This window comes from Rhodobaculum claviforme (assembly GCF_016653255.1).
In the GTDB taxonomy this organism is placed as follows: Bacteria; Pseudomonadota; Alphaproteobacteria; order Rhodobacterales; family Rhodobacteraceae; genus Rhodobaculum; species Rhodobaculum claviforme.
This window is the reverse complement of the sequence record NZ_NHSD01000116.1, coordinates 1-13658: the sequence shown is the minus strand read 5'-3', so window position 1 is coordinate 13658 and position 13658 is coordinate 1. Positions and strand designations below refer to the sequence as shown.

Genomic DNA, 13658 nt, shown 5'->3' with positions numbered 1-13658 from the left:
ACGGTGACGGGCCGGCGGGCGGGGCCAGGAAGGCCGCATCCACCGGCGGGCGGATCGCGTTCAGCAGCGCGTTGGTCTTGGACGCGGTCGCCACCACGCGCATCAGGTCGGCCTGTTCGGCCCCGGTCATGCCGCGCGCCCGGGCCGAGGCAAGGTGCGAGTGCGTGCAGTAGTCGCAGGCGTTGGCGATGGAGACGGCGGCATAGATCATCTCCTTGGTCTTGGGGTCGAGCGCCGAGGGGGTGGCAAGCACTGCCTTCACGTCGCGCCAGACCTCCTCCAGCAGCGCAGGATCGAAGGCCAGCCAGAGCCAGACATTGTTGATGAAATCGGTCTGCCGGGTGGCGCGGATGTCGTCGAAGACGGCGCGCACGCGCGGGTCGCTTTCGGGATCGGCGGGGGGCGGGACGGTGGCCATGGTGGTCCTTCGGTTCCGGGTCGGCGGGGCTGCGGGCGCAGGTCGACGGGCGCAGGTCGGGCGCATCCTTGCGGCTGTGTGCGGCGCGGTCAACCGTGCCGCCGGGCGGCCCCCTGCGGCAGGATGGACAGGGGGCGGCCCCTGTCCTACTCTGCGCGCCAGTCGCCCCCGAGAGGAACCCTGCCATGGCCCTGCCGCTCGTTCCCATTGCCGGTGTCGCGCTGCGCTATGGCGCGGTCGCACTGGCGGCGTACATGCTGACCCGCCAGGTCCACCCCGGCCGGACCGACCAGCGCGCCGAGGATGCGCTCGACGACCTGCCGGAGGGGGTCAGCACCCACCGCCCGCGGGACCGGGACCAGATCAACGGGGCGGCGCGGGTGCGCCGGGTGATCCGTCTGGGCACCGCCGGGCCGGGCGTGGAGGTCGACCTGACCGCGCTGGGCCGCCTGCGCTTTCGCCGCCTTTGACGCGGCCCCTGATCCGGAGACCCGAATGAAGCTCTTTCACAGCCCGGCCTCGCCTTATGTGCGCAAGGTCATGGTGGTCCTGCATGAAACCGGCCAGCAGGAGGACGTCACGCTGGTGCCCGCCACCGGCACGGCGCTGGAGCCGGGCACGATGCCGGTGGTGCAGAACCCGCTGGGCAAGCTGCCGACGCTGGAGCGGGAAAGCGGCGCCGCGCTCTATGACAGCCGGGTGATCTGCCGCTTCCTGGACGACCGTGCCGGGGGGCGTCTGTATCCGCCCGCGCCGTCCCTGTGGGAAACACTGACGCTTGAGGCCACCGCCGACGGCATCATGGATGCGGCCATCCTGATCGTGTACGAGCACCGCCTGCGCCCGCCCGAGGGCGTCAACGCCGCGGTGATCGAGGCGCAGTGGTCCAAGATCGCCCGCGCGCTCGATGCGCTGGAGGGGCGCTGGCTGAGCCACCTGGCCGGGCCGCTGGACATCGGGCATGTCGCGCTGGGCTGCGCGCTGGGATACCTCGATTTCCGCTTGGAGGAGCGCGGCTGGCGGCGCGGGCGCGACGGGCTGGCCGCATGGATGGAACGATTCGCCACCCGCCCGTCGATGGCCGCCACCGCCCCGCCCGCCGCCTGAGGGGCGCGCGACGAAGGGTCGCCACGGCCCCCCGGGGGCCTCACGATCGCTGACAAGTTGCGGAAACTGCGGCATCCTGGCCCGCACTCGCGGCTGGACTGCCAGGGGCAGCCCCGCTAAATGTCCGAGCACACGGTCGCACCTGGTCTGCGGCCCTGCATCCGTTGGCCGACCGGCCCCGCGCCGAGGAAGGGAGACGCTTCATGTCCCACGTGGAAGACGATACCGACAATACGCGCCGCGATTTTCTCTATTATGCGACCGCCGGCGCAGGCGTGGTCACGGTGGGGGCCGCCGTCTGGCCCCTGGTGAACCAGATGAACCCCAGCGCCGACGTGCAGGCGCTGTCGCAGATCTTCGTCGATGTCGACGGTCTGGAGCAGGGGATGCAGCTGACGGTGAACTTCCTCGGCAAGCCGGTGTTCATCCGCCGGCGCACCGACGAGGAAATTGCCCTGGCGCGCGAAAACGACGGCGCCAGCCTCGTGGACACCGAGTCGCGCAACCCCAACAAGCCCGGCACCGATGCCGCCGACGTCAACCGCACCATGGATGACGCGGGCGAGTGGCTGGTGATGATCGGCGTGTGCACCCACCTGGGATGCGTGCCGCTGGGCAACGGCGCGGGCGACTTCGGCGGCTGGTTTTGCCCTTGCCACGGTTCGCACTATGACTCTGCGGGCCGCATCCGTCGCGGCCCGGCACCGGAGAACATGCACATTCCGCTCGCCGAATTTGTCGACGAAACAACGATCCAGCTGGGGTAAGGGGGCCGCAGATGTCCGGAATTCCGCACGACCATTACGAGCCCAAGACGGGCGGCGAGAAGTGGCTTCACCGCCGCCTGCCGATCGTCGGGCTCATTTATGACACCATCATGCTGCCGACGCCCAAGAACCTCAACTGGATGTGGATCTGGGGGATCGTTCTGACCTTCACGCTGGTGCTGCAGATCGTCACCGGCGTGGTGCTGGCGATGCACTATGCCGCCGACGTGGACCTGGCGTTCGCCAGCGTCGAGCACATCATGCGCAACGTCAACGGCGGGCACATGCTGCGCTACATCCACCAGAACGGCTCCATGCTGATGTTCCTGGCGGTGTACCTGCACATCTTCCGCGGCATGTACTACGGCTCCTACAAGGCCCCGCGCGAGGTGACGTGGATCATCGGCATGCTGATCTATGTGCTGATGATGGCGACCGCGTTCATGGGCTATGTGCTGCCGTGGGGCCAGATGTCGTTCTGGGGTGCCACCGTCATCACCGGCCTGTTCGGCGCGATCCCCTTCGTGGGCGAGACGCTGCAGACCTGGCTGCTGGGCGGGCCCGCCGTGGGCAACGCGACGCTGAACCGGTTCTTCTCGCTGCACTATCTGCTGCCGTTCCTGATCCTCGGCCTGACGATCGTGCACATCTGGGCGTTCCACACCACCGGCAACAACAACCCCACCGGGGTCGAGGTGCGCCGCACCTCCAAGGAGGAAGCCGAGAAGGATACCCTGCCGTTCTGGCCGTACTTCGTGATCAAGGACCTGTTCGCGCTGGCGGTGATCTTCCTGGTGTTCTGGGCGGTCGTGGCGTTCATGCCGAACTTCCTCGGGCACGCCGACAACTACATCGAGGCCGATCCGCTGGTGACGCCGACGCACATCGTTCCGGAGTGGTACTTCCTGTCCTTCTACGCGATCCTGCGCGCCTTCACGGCCGACGTGTGGCTGGTCCAGATCGTGCAGTTCCTGAGCTTCGGCATCATCGACGCGAGCTTCTTCGGCGTGCTGGCGATGTTCGGGGCGATCATCGTGATGGTGTTCCTGCCCTGGCTGGACACCTCCACGGTCCGCTCGGGGCGCTACCGGCCGCAGTTCAAGATCTTCTTCTGGATCTTCATCGCGAACTTCGTGGTGCTGACCTGGGTGGGCGCGATGCCGGCCGAGGGGATCTACACGAACATCGCGCTGATCGGGACGACCTACTGGTTCGCCTACTTCCTGGTGATCCTGCCGGTCCTCGGCCTGCGTGAGAAGCCGCTGCCGGTGCCCGCCACGATCGAGGAGGACTTCAACCAGACGATCAAGGCGGATCTCGAGCGCAAGGGTGGCCTGGGCCGTGGCCCCGAGCCCGAGCGCGTGCCGGCCGAGTGATCGGCGCAGAGGAAAGAGGACAAGAGCAATGACTTTCAGGAAACTGGCCCTGTCGACCCTCTGCGCGGCCGCCTTTGCCCTCCCTTCGGGGGGGGCCATGGCCGCCGGAGAGCCGGGCAAGATCACCGACTTCGCCTTCTCCTTCGAAGGGCCGTTCGGGACCTATGACCGCAACCAGCTCCAGCGCGGGCTGCAGATCTACCACGAGTTCTGCTCGGCCTGTCACGGGATGGATTACGTCGCATTCCGTACCCTGTCGGACCCCGGCGGCCCCGAGCTGCCGCCCGAGGAGATGCGCGCCTTTGCCGCCATGTACGAGGTCTGGGACCCCGAACTGCGTGACTGGCGCACCGCCTCGCAGACCGACCACTTTCCCGACCCCAACTTCGAAGGCGCCCCTGACCTGAGCCTGATGGCCAAGGCACGCATCGGTTTTTCCGGGCCGAACGGCCTGCTGATCAACCAGCTGCGCAAGGGCCTGGGCGGGCCGGAGTACATCGCCTCCTACCTGCTGGGCTACACCGGCGAGGAGGACTTCCAGGCCGGCTCGATGTTCTACTTCAACGAAGCCTATGGCGACTGGGTCAGCATGGCGCCGGTGCTGTTCGACGACATGACCGTGTTCGCCGACGGCACCCCGGCCACCGAGGAGCAGATGGCCAAGGACGTGGCCGCCTTCCTGATGTGGACCGCCGAGCCGCACCTCAACAGCCGCAAGAACGCGGGCCTGACCGGTGTGATCTTTCTGGGCGTGCTGACGGTGCTTCTGTATCTGACCAACAAGCAGCTGTGGGCGCCCGTCAAGGCGCGCGCCAAGGCCGAGGTCAAGAAGCAGAACAAGGGCTGATCCCGGCCCGATGCAGGAACGACAAGGGCGCGCCCGGTGGGGCGCGCCTTTTGCGTTCGGGGATTATTCGGCCGCGCGTCGGGCGGCGACCACATCCTCGATATACGCCAGAAGATCGTCGCGCAGGTCGTCACGATCCAGCCCGAACGCCAGCGTGGCCTGAAGGAACCCCGCCTTGGAGCCGCAGTCGAACCGCTGGCCGCGAAAGCGGAAGCCATAGACGTCGTTGGATCTGGTGATTTCCTCGGCGATGGCGTCGGTCAGCTGGATTTCACCGCCAGCCCCCGTGCGTTGATTGCCGAGGTTTTCGAGCACCCTCGGCGTCAGGATATAGCGCCCGATCACCGCCAGCCGCGACGGCGCATCGCCCTGCCTGGGTTTCTCCACCATGCCCTTGACGTGGACCTTGGCGCCCATCTCCTGCGCCACGTCCAGCACGCCATAGGCCGAGACCTTGTCCTCGGGCACCTCCATCGCGGCGACCATGTTGCCCCCGGTTTCGGCGTGGGCCTCGATCATCTGTTGCAGGCAGGGCACGTCGCCGGCGATCACGTCGTCGGGCAGGATCACCGCGAACGCCTCGTCCCCGATCAGCCGACGCGCGCACCACACCGCATGGCCCAGCCCCAGCGGCTGATGCTGGCGCAGATAGGCGATGTCGCCGCTTTCCATGTTGGTGCGGCGCAGCACCTCCAGCAGGGCGGTCTTGCCGTCGCGCTCCAGCTTCGCCTCCAGCTCGGGGGCATTGTCGAAATAGTCCTCCAGCGCGGATTTCCCCCGCGAGGTGACAAAGATGAACTCGGTGATCCCGGCGGCCCGTGCCTCGTCGATGGCGTACTGGATCAGCGGGCGATCCACGAGGGTCAGGATTTCCTTCGGAATGGACTTGGTGGCCGGAAGGAACCGTGTGCCCATACCGGCCACGGGAAACACCGCCTTCGTTACGCGTCGTTCCATCACTGTCTCCTGGGTAAGGTTTGCAGGACCATGCCCTCTTGGTGCACGATTTGCCACCCACCGAGGTGCCGCGACGCAGAGGTTGAGCGGAAAAGCGGCGTTTCAGTGGTGCTGGCCTCAGCCCAGCAGTGTATCCACCGGGCGGACCGCCGCAATGCGTGTGATCTCGGCGCGAAAGCGTGCCCGCGGCCGCAGGGGGAGGGGGCCCGGCTGGCCGTCCGCAGCGGGCGCCGCGCGTGCCCACAGCCCGCCGCTCTGGAGCCAGTGGCCCGCGTCGGTGAACACCATCCGGCGGGGCAGGGGCGTGGGCGACAGGCGCAGCACCGTCACCACGGCGCCGTCGGCGGTGGCGTCGCGCGCCATCCGCGCCAGACGTCGCGCCGCCCACGGCCCGCCCACCAGTGTCCGCGCCGGGCGCGGGCCGGTGCCGGGCAGCGGCTGAAACGGTGCCGGGGCGGCGGCGATGGGCAGAAGCGGCGCGATCTCGGTGCCCAGACCGGCGGCAAATCCCGCCTCCAGCGCCGCGAGTCGCGTGGTCACGTCGCGCGGCTCGATCCGCCCGGCGACCATCGCGCGCAGCGCCCAGGCCCGGCCTTCGGCGCGCAGCGCGGCCAGCTCGGCCCCGGGATCGACATCGGGGGCGTGCTTGCGCAGAAAGACCGCGCGGTCGGCCCCGAGGGCCGCCGGCGCCTCGTGTGGTGTCGCGCCTGCGGGGTGCACCTGCGCCAGCGGCACCACGGCGGTGATGACCTCCTCGGCGGCGAGGCGCAGCTCCAGGTCGGCGCCGTCCATGCGACCGGTGAACGCCGGATCGAACCCGCCGATCGCGGCCAGCGTCTCGCGCCGGAACGCCCGTGTCGCGGGCCACAGCCGCACGCCCGCGCCGGGTGCGCCCTGGTGCAGGCTGGGCAGGGCGGGATCGACCACCAGCGGGCGCTCCACCCCGTGCACATCCACCCAGGCGGCGCGGTGGCGCAACCGCATGCCGCAGCGCGTCCGCACGAAGCCGGTCGCCGCCTCCACCCGCGAATCGGCAAACGCCGCCACCAGCCGCGACAGCCAGGGCGGCTCTGGCACCGCCGCGTTGTCGAGGAACGCCACCACCTCACCGGCCGCGGCCCGCAGCCCGAGGTTGCGCGCCGCCGCCACCGAACCGCCGGTCCAGGCGACCGACTTGACCCGCGCCGCCAGTCCCGCCCGCTCCAGGGCCGCAAGGCCGGCCGGACAGGCCACCACCACGACCTCCAGCAGGCAGTGGTCCTGAAGCCGCAGCGCGGCCATGCAGCGCACAAGATCGGCGGGCCGGTCCCGGCCGGTGACGATCACGCTCGCGGTGTTCGCCGGGCCCTCGGTGGTCATCGCCCCTCCGTCGCGGTGCCCATCATCCCGCCTTCAGCCCCACGCCCGGCGCATGGGCGATGAAGAACGGGTTTTCATATCCCGGCTTGCCGTAGCGCAGCGGGGTGTGGTCGTCGAACCGCACCACCTCGCCGCCGGCGCCCGCCAGCACCGCATGGCCCGCCGCCGTATCCCATTCCATCGTCCGCCCCAGCCGGGGATACAGGTCGGCCTCGCCCGCCGCCACAAGGCAGAACTTCAGGCTGGACCCGGCCGAGCGCATGTCGCGCACCGCATACTGGCTGATATAGGCATCGGTCGCGGCATCGCGGTGGGATTTGGAGGCCACCACCATCAGCGCGTCGTTGTCCGGCCGCGAGACCGACAGCCGCCGCAGCGTGCCGGGGCGGTCGTGGTCGAAGGGGCCGTCCTCCTCCACCGCCGTGCCGTCGGGCAGGGTGTAGAACATCCGCTCCCGCGCCGGGGCATAGACGACGCCGCGCACCGGCACGCCGTCGGCGACATAGGCGATGTTGACGGTGAAATCGCCGCGGCGCTGGATGAACTCCTTTGTGCCGTCGAGCGGGTCGACGATCAGGAAGTGGCTCGCGCGCTGGTCGTGGCTGTCGGCCTGTTCCTCGGTGACGATGGTGATGTCGGGAAAGGCCGCGCGCAGCCCTGCGGTGATCAGCGCGTCGGCGGCCTCGTCGGCCTCGGTCACGGGGCTGGCGTCGGATTTGGTGCGGACCTCGAAGTCCTCGGCCCCGTAGATCTCCATGATGCGATCCCCGGCGATCAGCGCGAGGCGGCGCATCTCGTGGCTCAGCTGGTCGAAGTCCATCGGCGCTCTCCTGCGGGGGCTGTTGGCCACTTATCCCCGCGCAACCCGTGTCGGACAAGGTCGCGATGGGTTTTTTGCCCGCCGCAAGGGCGTTTCCGTCAGGCGCGCGGCGCTCAGCTCTCGAATCGGGTGCGCAGGGCGCGCAGCACCGGCAGGGCGGCCCGGACCTGGGCTGCGCCGAGTTCGGCCACCGTGTCCGCGATCAGCGGCGTGATCGAGGCCAGCGCCGCCTCGTGCGCGCGCCGCCCGGCGGGCGAGATCGCCACATATTTGCGCCGCGCGTCGTCCCAGTCGGGGCGGATGTGGACATGCCCGGCCCATTCCAGCCGCGCCAGCGTGTTCGACATCGCGCCCCGGGTGACGTGGAAGGCGCGCGCCAGCTGTGCGGGGGTGCGTTCCTCGCCCGAGCGGGCGAGGTGGTTGAGCACGCCGAAATGCGACAGCTCCATCCCCTTGGGCAACACCCGCGAGATCCGGGCGCGTGCCAGCTGGTCGGCCATGAACAGCTCGCTGAACAGGGCGGCGGCCAGGTCCTCGGCCCCGGCGGTCATGGCGCGGGGGATGCGCGCCGCGGGGCGGGGTGCGCAAACGGGCGGTCATGGGACAGGGCGGGGACCCGGCGGCGGGCGTCGGCCACGGCGGCGCGGTCGATGTCGGCCCAGATCACGCCGGGTGCGGTTCCCGCATCGGCGACCACCTCGCCCCAGGGGGCCACGATCAGGCTGTGGCCATGGGTGGCGCGCTGGCGCCCCGTCTGTGCCGGGTGGGTGCCGGTTTGCGCCGGCGCCAGAACCCAGGCGCCGCATTCGATGGCGCGCGCACGCAACAGCGGTTCCCAATGCGCCGCCCCGGTGACCGGGGAAAACGCCGCCGGAACCGTCAGAACCTCGGCCCCCGCCTGGGCCAGCTGGCGATGCAGGGCGGCAAAGCGCACATCATAACAGACCGTCATCCCGATGGTGGCGAACGGCGTGGTGGCCAGCACCGCGCGATCGCCGGGGCGGAAGCCTTCGGATTCGCGGTACGTCTCGGTCGGGCTGACGTCGACGTCGAACATGTGGATCTTGTCGTACTGCGCTGCGATGGCGCCGTCGGGTGCGATCAGGAACGAGCGGTTGGCGAACCGCCGGTCCGCGTCCCCGGTCTTCAGCGCCAGCGACCCGATCAGCAGCCAGATCCCCCGGGCCGCCGCCGTCTCGCGCAGCCCCGCGAGGGTGGGGTCGTCGTCCTGGTGGCACAGCACGCGCATCTGGTGCGCGCGGCTGGCCGAGACGCAGTTCGTCACCTCCGGCGTCAGCACGAAGCCCGCCCCGCCCGCCACCGCCTGTTCGATCAGCGCCTGCGCCTGTTTCAGGTTCGCCCCCGGATCGTCGCCCGAGGTCATCTGCACCAGTCCCGCGCGCATGCCCCTCAGCCCTTCAGCAGCGCATCGAGCTTGCCCGCGCGGTCCAGCGCGTACAGCTCGTCGCAGCCGCCGACATGGGTGTCGCCGACAAAGATCTGCGGGACGGTGTGGCGCCCACCCGCCCGCCTGAGCATCTCGGGGCGGCGGTCGGGGGTGCGTGACAGGTCGACCTCGGAGAAGGTGACGCCCTTGCGGCTGAGCAACCGCTTGGCGGCGACGCAAAAGCCGCAATAGGGGGTGGTGTAGATCTCGACGCTGGGCATGGGGGGTCTCCGGTTGTGGCTCGACCTCTACACCCTGCGGCGGAAAAAGGGAATTCCACCGCGCCGTCAGGGGGCGGACCAGTCGCGCCGCGCCACCCGGGCCAGCACCACGACGTCGACCCGCGCAGCGCCGCCCGCCAGCAGCAGATCCGCCGCCGCCCCCAGCGTCGCCCCGGATGTCATCACGTCGTCCACCAGCAACACCGCGCGGCCCCTCGCGCGTGCGCCGCGCCGCGGATGCAGGGCCAGCGCGTCCTCCAGATTGGCGTGGCGGGCGATCATCGTGCCGGCCTGCGCCGAGGTCCGGCGGCGCCGCACCAGCAGGTCGGGGCACAGCTCCAGCCCGGCGGCGCGGCCCAGCGCATGCGCCAGCACCGCCGACTGGTTGTAGCGGCGGCGGAACAGCCGGGTCCAGTGCAGCGGCACCGGCACCACCAGCATGTCGGGGCGCAGGATCGGCCGCGCCGCCGCCGTCAGCCAGCGCCCGCAGGCCCGCGTCAGGTCCAGCCGGTCGGCGTGCTTCAGCCCCAGCACCAGCCGCCGCGCGGTGCCGTCATACAGGAACGCCGCGCGTCCGCGCTGCCAGGCGCGCGGCACCGTCAGGCAGTCGTCGCACAGCGCCCCGTCCGCCCCCGGCCCGTCCGGCCGCCCCGGCAGCGGAATGCCGCAGGCGTCGCACACCAGCCCGGCGATGAAGGGCATCGCGCGCCAGCACGCCGGGCACAGCGCGTCCTCGCCCTCCACCTGCTCGGCACAGGCGAGGCACTGGGGCGGATAAAGCAGCCGCAGCGCACGTTGCAATCCCATCCCCGCCCCCTAACCTGTGCCCCGCAAGGAGGCGCCATGACCCCCCCCCAGCTGACCGACCGTCCCGCCCTGGCCCGCGCCCGCGCGCGGGCCGCCCGCGCCGCGCCCGCGCTGTTCCTGCACGCCGAGGCCGCCGCGGAGATCAAGGAAAGACTCACCGAGGTTAACAGGACGTTTACCAACCCGGCGATCGTCACCGGCTGGCCGCAGGCCTGGCAGGGGGTGGTGCCCGGCGCGCGGATGCTGCCGGACGCGCCGGTGCTGGCGCTGGAGGCGGGCGCGCATGACCTGGTCGTGCATGCCATGGCGCTGCATTGGGCCGACGATCCGGTGGGGCAGCTGGTGCAGTGCCGCCGCGCGCTGCGTCCCGACGGGCTGCTGCTGGCGGTGGCGCCGGGTGGGCGCACGCTGGTCGAATTGCGCGCGGCCCTGGCCGAGGCGGAGTCGGAGGTCGCGGGCGGGCTGTCGCCGCGGGTGCTGCCGATGGCCGAGATCCGCGATCTGGGCGGTCTGTTGCAGCGCGCGGGCCTGGCGCTGCCGGTCGCCGACAGCGTGACGCTGAACGCCAGCTATGCCGACGCCTTTGCCCTGATGCGCGACCTGCGGGCGATGGGCGAGGGCAACGCCCTGGCCGCGCGCCCGCGCCGCCCCGCGCCTCGGCGCCTTTTTGCCGCAGCCGCACGCCGCTATGCCGAGGCCTTCGCCACCCCGGACGGCCGGGTGCGCGCCACCTTCGAGCTGATCTTCCTGACAGGCTGGGCCCCTGACGCCAGCCAGCCGCAGCCGTTGCGCCCCGGATCGGCCACCGCGCGGCTGGCCGATGCACTGGGCAGCTCCGAACATCCGCTGCCCGACACGGTGCCCGTACCCCCACCCGGAGGCCGCAAAAGTTGACCCGGCGGCAAAAGCCGTTATCTGCCATTTGGACAAACAGATCCCGCCGCCAGATGACAGAGCCAGAACAGGATACCGCGATGCTCGACTCGAAATCGGGCGGACGTGACGCCGAAGCGCCGGCCCGCGCCCCGCATACCCCCCCGGAGGCGACACCGTCGGCCGGGACCGCCGCTCCGGCCGCCGCCCGCGCCCCCGAGGTCTGCCCCTTCAGCGGTGCCGTCGCAGGCAGCCGTCGCATGCCCGATGCCCCCACCGACCACCCGGCGGTGCCCACCGCCAAGATCGGCATCCTGGTCGCCAACCTCGGGACGCCGGACAATTACGACTACTGGTCGATGCGGCGCTATCTCAACGAATTCCTGTCGGATCGCCGGGTGATCGACTACTCGCCGTGGCTGTGGCAGCCGATCCTGCAACTTGTGGTGCTGACCAAGCGGCCGTTTTCGTCGGGCGCCAACTACAAGTCGATCTGGAACGAGGAGAAGGGCGAAAGCCCGCTGATGACCATCACCAAGGAACAGGTGACGGCCATCCGCGCCCAGATGCACGCGCAGTACGGTGACCGGGTGATGGTCGATTTCTGCATGCGCTACGGCAACCCCTCCACCCCCTCCAAGGTCAAGGCGATGGTCGCGGCGGGCTGCGAGAAGATCCTGTTCTTCCCGCTCTATCCGCAATACGCGGGCGCCACGACGGCGACGGCCAACGACCAGTTCTTCCGCGCCCTGGCGGAGGAAAAGTGGCAACCCGCCGTGCGCACCGTGCCCCCCTATTTCGAGCATCCCGCCTATATCGAGGCGCTGGCGCAGTCGGTCGAACGCGCCTATGCGGCGGCTGAGGAGCCGCCCGAGGTGCTGGTCGCCTCGTACCACGGGGTGCCCAAGCGCTACCTGATGGAGGGCGACCCCTACCACTGCCAGTGCCAGAAGACCTCGCGGCTGCTGCGCGAGCGGCTGGGCTGGTCCGAGGACAAGCTCGTCACCACATTCCAGTCGCGCTTCGGCCCCGAGGAGTGGCTCAAGCCCTACACCGTGGAGGAGGTCGCGCGGCTGGCCGAGGCCGGCGTCAAGCGGCTGGCGGTGATCGCGCCCGCGTTCTCGGCCGACTGCATCGAGACGCTGGAGGAGATCAACGAGGAAATCCACGAGGCCTTCGAGGAGGCCGGCGGCGAGCACTTCACCTACATCCCGTGCCTGAACTCGGACGATGCGCATGTGAAGGCGTTGTGCGCCGTGATCGATGACAACCTGGGTGGCTGGGTGGCCTGACGCCCCTACAGCCTGGCAAAAGGGGCGGTGCCGGTCGGCGCCGCCCCTTTTGCATTGGACAGGGAATCGCCGGGCTGTCAGCCGTTCTCGGCCAGCACCTCACCCGCGAGGTAGAGCGACCCGCAGATCAGCACCCGCGCGCCCGGTTCCCGCGCCACGATCGCCGCCAGCGCCTCGGTGACGGAGGCGGCGGTGGTGGCGGTGTGGCCCGCGGCGGTGCCCGCGGCGCAGGTCGCCTCGGCCGGGAGGGTGGCTTGCGCGCCGGGGATCGATACGCAGGTCAGGCTGCGCGTCACCTCGGCCAGCGGCCGCAGGAAGCCGCTCACGTCCTTGGTGTTCAGCATGCCGCAGATCAGGTGGGTGGGGCGCGCGGGCATGGCCGCCAGCGCCTCGGCCAGCACGCGGCCGGCGGCGGGGTTGTGGCCGCCGTCGAGCCACAGCTCGGCCTGCGGCGCGGCCTGCGTCAGCGGGCCGTGGACCAGGCGTTGCAGGCGCGCGGGCCACTCGGCGCGGGTCACGGCCCCGGACAGCGCCGCGTCGGACCGCCCCAGCAGGCGCAGCGCGGCCACGGCGGTGCCTGCGTTCACGATCTGGTGCGCGCCCCGCAGGCAGGGCAGCGGCAGGTCGGCCAGCCCGCGATCGTCCTGCACCACCAGCCGCCCGCGCTCGGACCAGGCCATCCAGTCGCGCCCGTGGACATGCAGCGGCGCGCCGATGGCCTCGGCCCGGGCCTCGATCACCGCCTGCGCCTCGGGGGTCTGGGGGGCGACGACGCAGGGCACGCCGGGCTTGAGGATTCCCGCCTTTTCGCCTGCGATGGCAGCCAGCGTGTCGCCCAGATACTGCTCGTGGTCAAAGGACACCGGGGTGATGATGGTCATCGCGGGGCGGTCCACCACATTGGTCGCATCCAGCCGCCCGCCGAGTCCCACCTCCAGCAACAGCCAGTCTGCGGGGTGGCGGGCAAAGGCCAGCAACGCCGCACAGGTCGTGACCTCGAAGAAGGTGATCGGGGCGCCGGCGTTGGCGGCATCCACCGCGTCCAGCAGGTCGGACAGTTCCGCCTCGGACACCAGCGTACCGGCCAGCCGGATGCGTTCATGGAACCGCACCAGATGCGGCGAGGTATAGGCATGCACCCGTGCCCCCTCGGCCTCCAGTCCTGCGCGCAGCATCGCCTGGGTCGACCCCTTGCCGTTGGTGCCCGCGATGTGGATCACCGGGGGCAGGGTGCGCTCGGGGTGATCGAGGGCCGCCAGCAGCCGGTGCATCCGGTCCAGCGTCAGGTCGATCAGCTTGGGGTGCAGCGTCAACAGACGCGCCAGAAGGTCGTCCGAACGGGCGGCGCGCTGGGGCAGGCTCACGGG

At 70.5% G+C, this 13658-nt stretch carries 16 protein-coding genes; 7 read left to right on the top strand and 9 right to left on the bottom strand.

The genetic code is table 11. From position 1 onward, the window contains the following. Nucleotides 1–418: carboxymuconolactone decarboxylase family protein (locus CCR87_RS02920; RefSeq protein WP_201155985.1), on the bottom strand; the 418-nt coding region annotated here is incomplete at its 3' end. 185 nt (nt 419–603) lie between these two features. Here CCR87_RS02920 and CCR87_RS02915 point away from each other — a divergent pair. The 5 genes from CCR87_RS02915 to CCR87_RS02895 all read left to right on the top strand — a co-directional run bounded on the left by CCR87_RS02915 (nt 604) and on the right by CCR87_RS02895 (nt 4515). Continuing rightward, nucleotides 604–888 (top strand): hypothetical protein, encoded by a 285-nt coding sequence (locus CCR87_RS02915; protein ID WP_201155983.1) that lies wholly within the window; start codon nt 604–606, stop codon nt 886–888. A 25-nt stretch (nt 889–913) separates the two neighbouring features. Next, nucleotides 914–1525, top strand: coding sequence for a glutathione S-transferase (locus CCR87_RS02910; protein ID WP_201155981.1), 612 nt, complete (start codon nt 914–916; stop codon nt 1523–1525). Nucleotides 1526–1728: 203 nt separating this feature from the next. Further along, a complete protein-coding gene (gene petA / locus CCR87_RS02905) occupies nt 1729–2292 on the top strand; it encodes a ubiquinol-cytochrome c reductase iron-sulfur subunit (RefSeq protein ID WP_201155979.1) in 564 nt (187 codons plus the stop codon). 11 nt (nt 2293–2303) lie between these two features. Further along, on the top strand, nt 2304–3668 hold the full coding sequence (locus tag CCR87_RS02900) for a cytochrome b (RefSeq protein WP_201155977.1): 1365 nt from the start codon (nt 2304–2306) through the stop codon (nt 3666–3668). Between the two features lie 28 nt (nt 3669–3696). Beyond that, nucleotides 3697–4515, top strand: coding sequence for a cytochrome c1 (locus tag CCR87_RS02895; RefSeq protein ID WP_201155975.1), 819 nt, complete (start codon nt 3697–3699; stop codon nt 4513–4515). 63 nt (nt 4516–4578) lie between these two features. Here the strand turns inward: CCR87_RS02895 and galU are convergent, their stop codons facing one another. From galU to CCR87_RS02860, 7 genes are all read right to left on the bottom strand, one after another. Continuing rightward, nucleotides 4579–5472 carry a UTP--glucose-1-phosphate uridylyltransferase GalU gene (gene galU / locus CCR87_RS02890; RefSeq protein ID WP_201155973.1) on the bottom strand — a complete coding sequence of 298 codons (894 nt, stop codon included), beginning with the start codon at nt 5470–5472 and terminating at the stop codon, nt 4579–4581. 117 nt (nt 5473–5589) lie between these two features. Continuing rightward, on the bottom strand, nt 5590–6831 hold the full coding sequence (locus CCR87_RS02885; RefSeq protein ID WP_201155971.1) for a glycosyltransferase family 2 protein: 1242 nt from the start codon (nt 6829–6831) through the stop codon (nt 5590–5592). Between the two features lie 22 nt (nt 6832–6853). Continuing rightward, entirely contained in the window at nt 6854–7651 is a 798-nt protein-coding gene (cysQ, locus tag CCR87_RS02880) for a 3'(2'),5'-bisphosphate nucleotidase CysQ (RefSeq protein WP_201155969.1), read from the bottom strand. Between the two features lie 113 nt (nt 7652–7764). Further along, nucleotides 7765–8202, bottom strand: coding sequence for a MarR family winged helix-turn-helix transcriptional regulator (locus CCR87_RS02875; protein WP_201155968.1), 438 nt, complete (start codon nt 8200–8202; stop codon nt 7765–7767). Continuing rightward, nucleotides 8199–9056 carry a carbon-nitrogen hydrolase family protein gene (locus tag CCR87_RS02870; protein WP_201155966.1) on the bottom strand — a complete coding sequence of 286 codons (858 nt, stop codon included), beginning with the start codon at nt 9054–9056 and terminating at the stop codon, nt 8199–8201. Before CCR87_RS02870 ends, CCR87_RS02875 begins: the two co-directional genes overlap by 4 nt. A 5-nt stretch (nt 9057–9061) precedes the next feature. Continuing rightward, nucleotides 9062–9319 carry a glutaredoxin 3 gene (grxC, locus tag CCR87_RS02865; protein ID WP_201155964.1) on the bottom strand — a complete coding sequence of 86 codons (258 nt, stop codon included), beginning with the start codon at nt 9317–9319 and terminating at the stop codon, nt 9062–9064. A 66-nt stretch (nt 9320–9385) separates the two neighbouring features. After that, the gene (locus tag CCR87_RS02860; protein WP_201155962.1) at nt 9386–10126 is read right to left on the bottom strand and encodes a double zinc ribbon domain-containing protein; all 741 of its coding nucleotides are present in this window, start codon (nt 10124–10126) and stop codon (nt 9386–9388) included. 36 nt (nt 10127–10162) lie between these two features. Here CCR87_RS02860 and CCR87_RS02855 point away from each other — a divergent pair, with 36 nt between their 5' ends. Together CCR87_RS02855 and hemH are read left to right on the top strand one after the other, a co-directional pair. Beyond that, nucleotides 10163–11020 (top strand): methyltransferase domain-containing protein, encoded by an 858-nt coding sequence (locus CCR87_RS02855; RefSeq protein WP_201155960.1) that lies wholly within the window; start codon nt 10163–10165, stop codon nt 11018–11020. A gap of 239 nt (nt 11021–11259) precedes the next feature. After that, nucleotides 11260–12291 (top strand): ferrochelatase, encoded by a 1032-nt coding sequence (gene hemH / locus CCR87_RS02850; RefSeq protein WP_201155989.1) that lies wholly within the window; start codon nt 11260–11262, stop codon nt 12289–12291. Between the two features lie 77 nt (nt 12292–12368). Here hemH and CCR87_RS02845 read toward each other — a convergent pair whose 3' ends face one another. Further along, complete coding sequence (locus tag CCR87_RS02845) at nt 12369–13655, bottom strand: bifunctional folylpolyglutamate synthase/dihydrofolate synthase (protein ID WP_338048863.1); 1287 nt, start codon at nt 13653–13655, stop codon at nt 12369–12371. Nucleotides 13656–13658 lie beyond the last annotated feature (3 nt).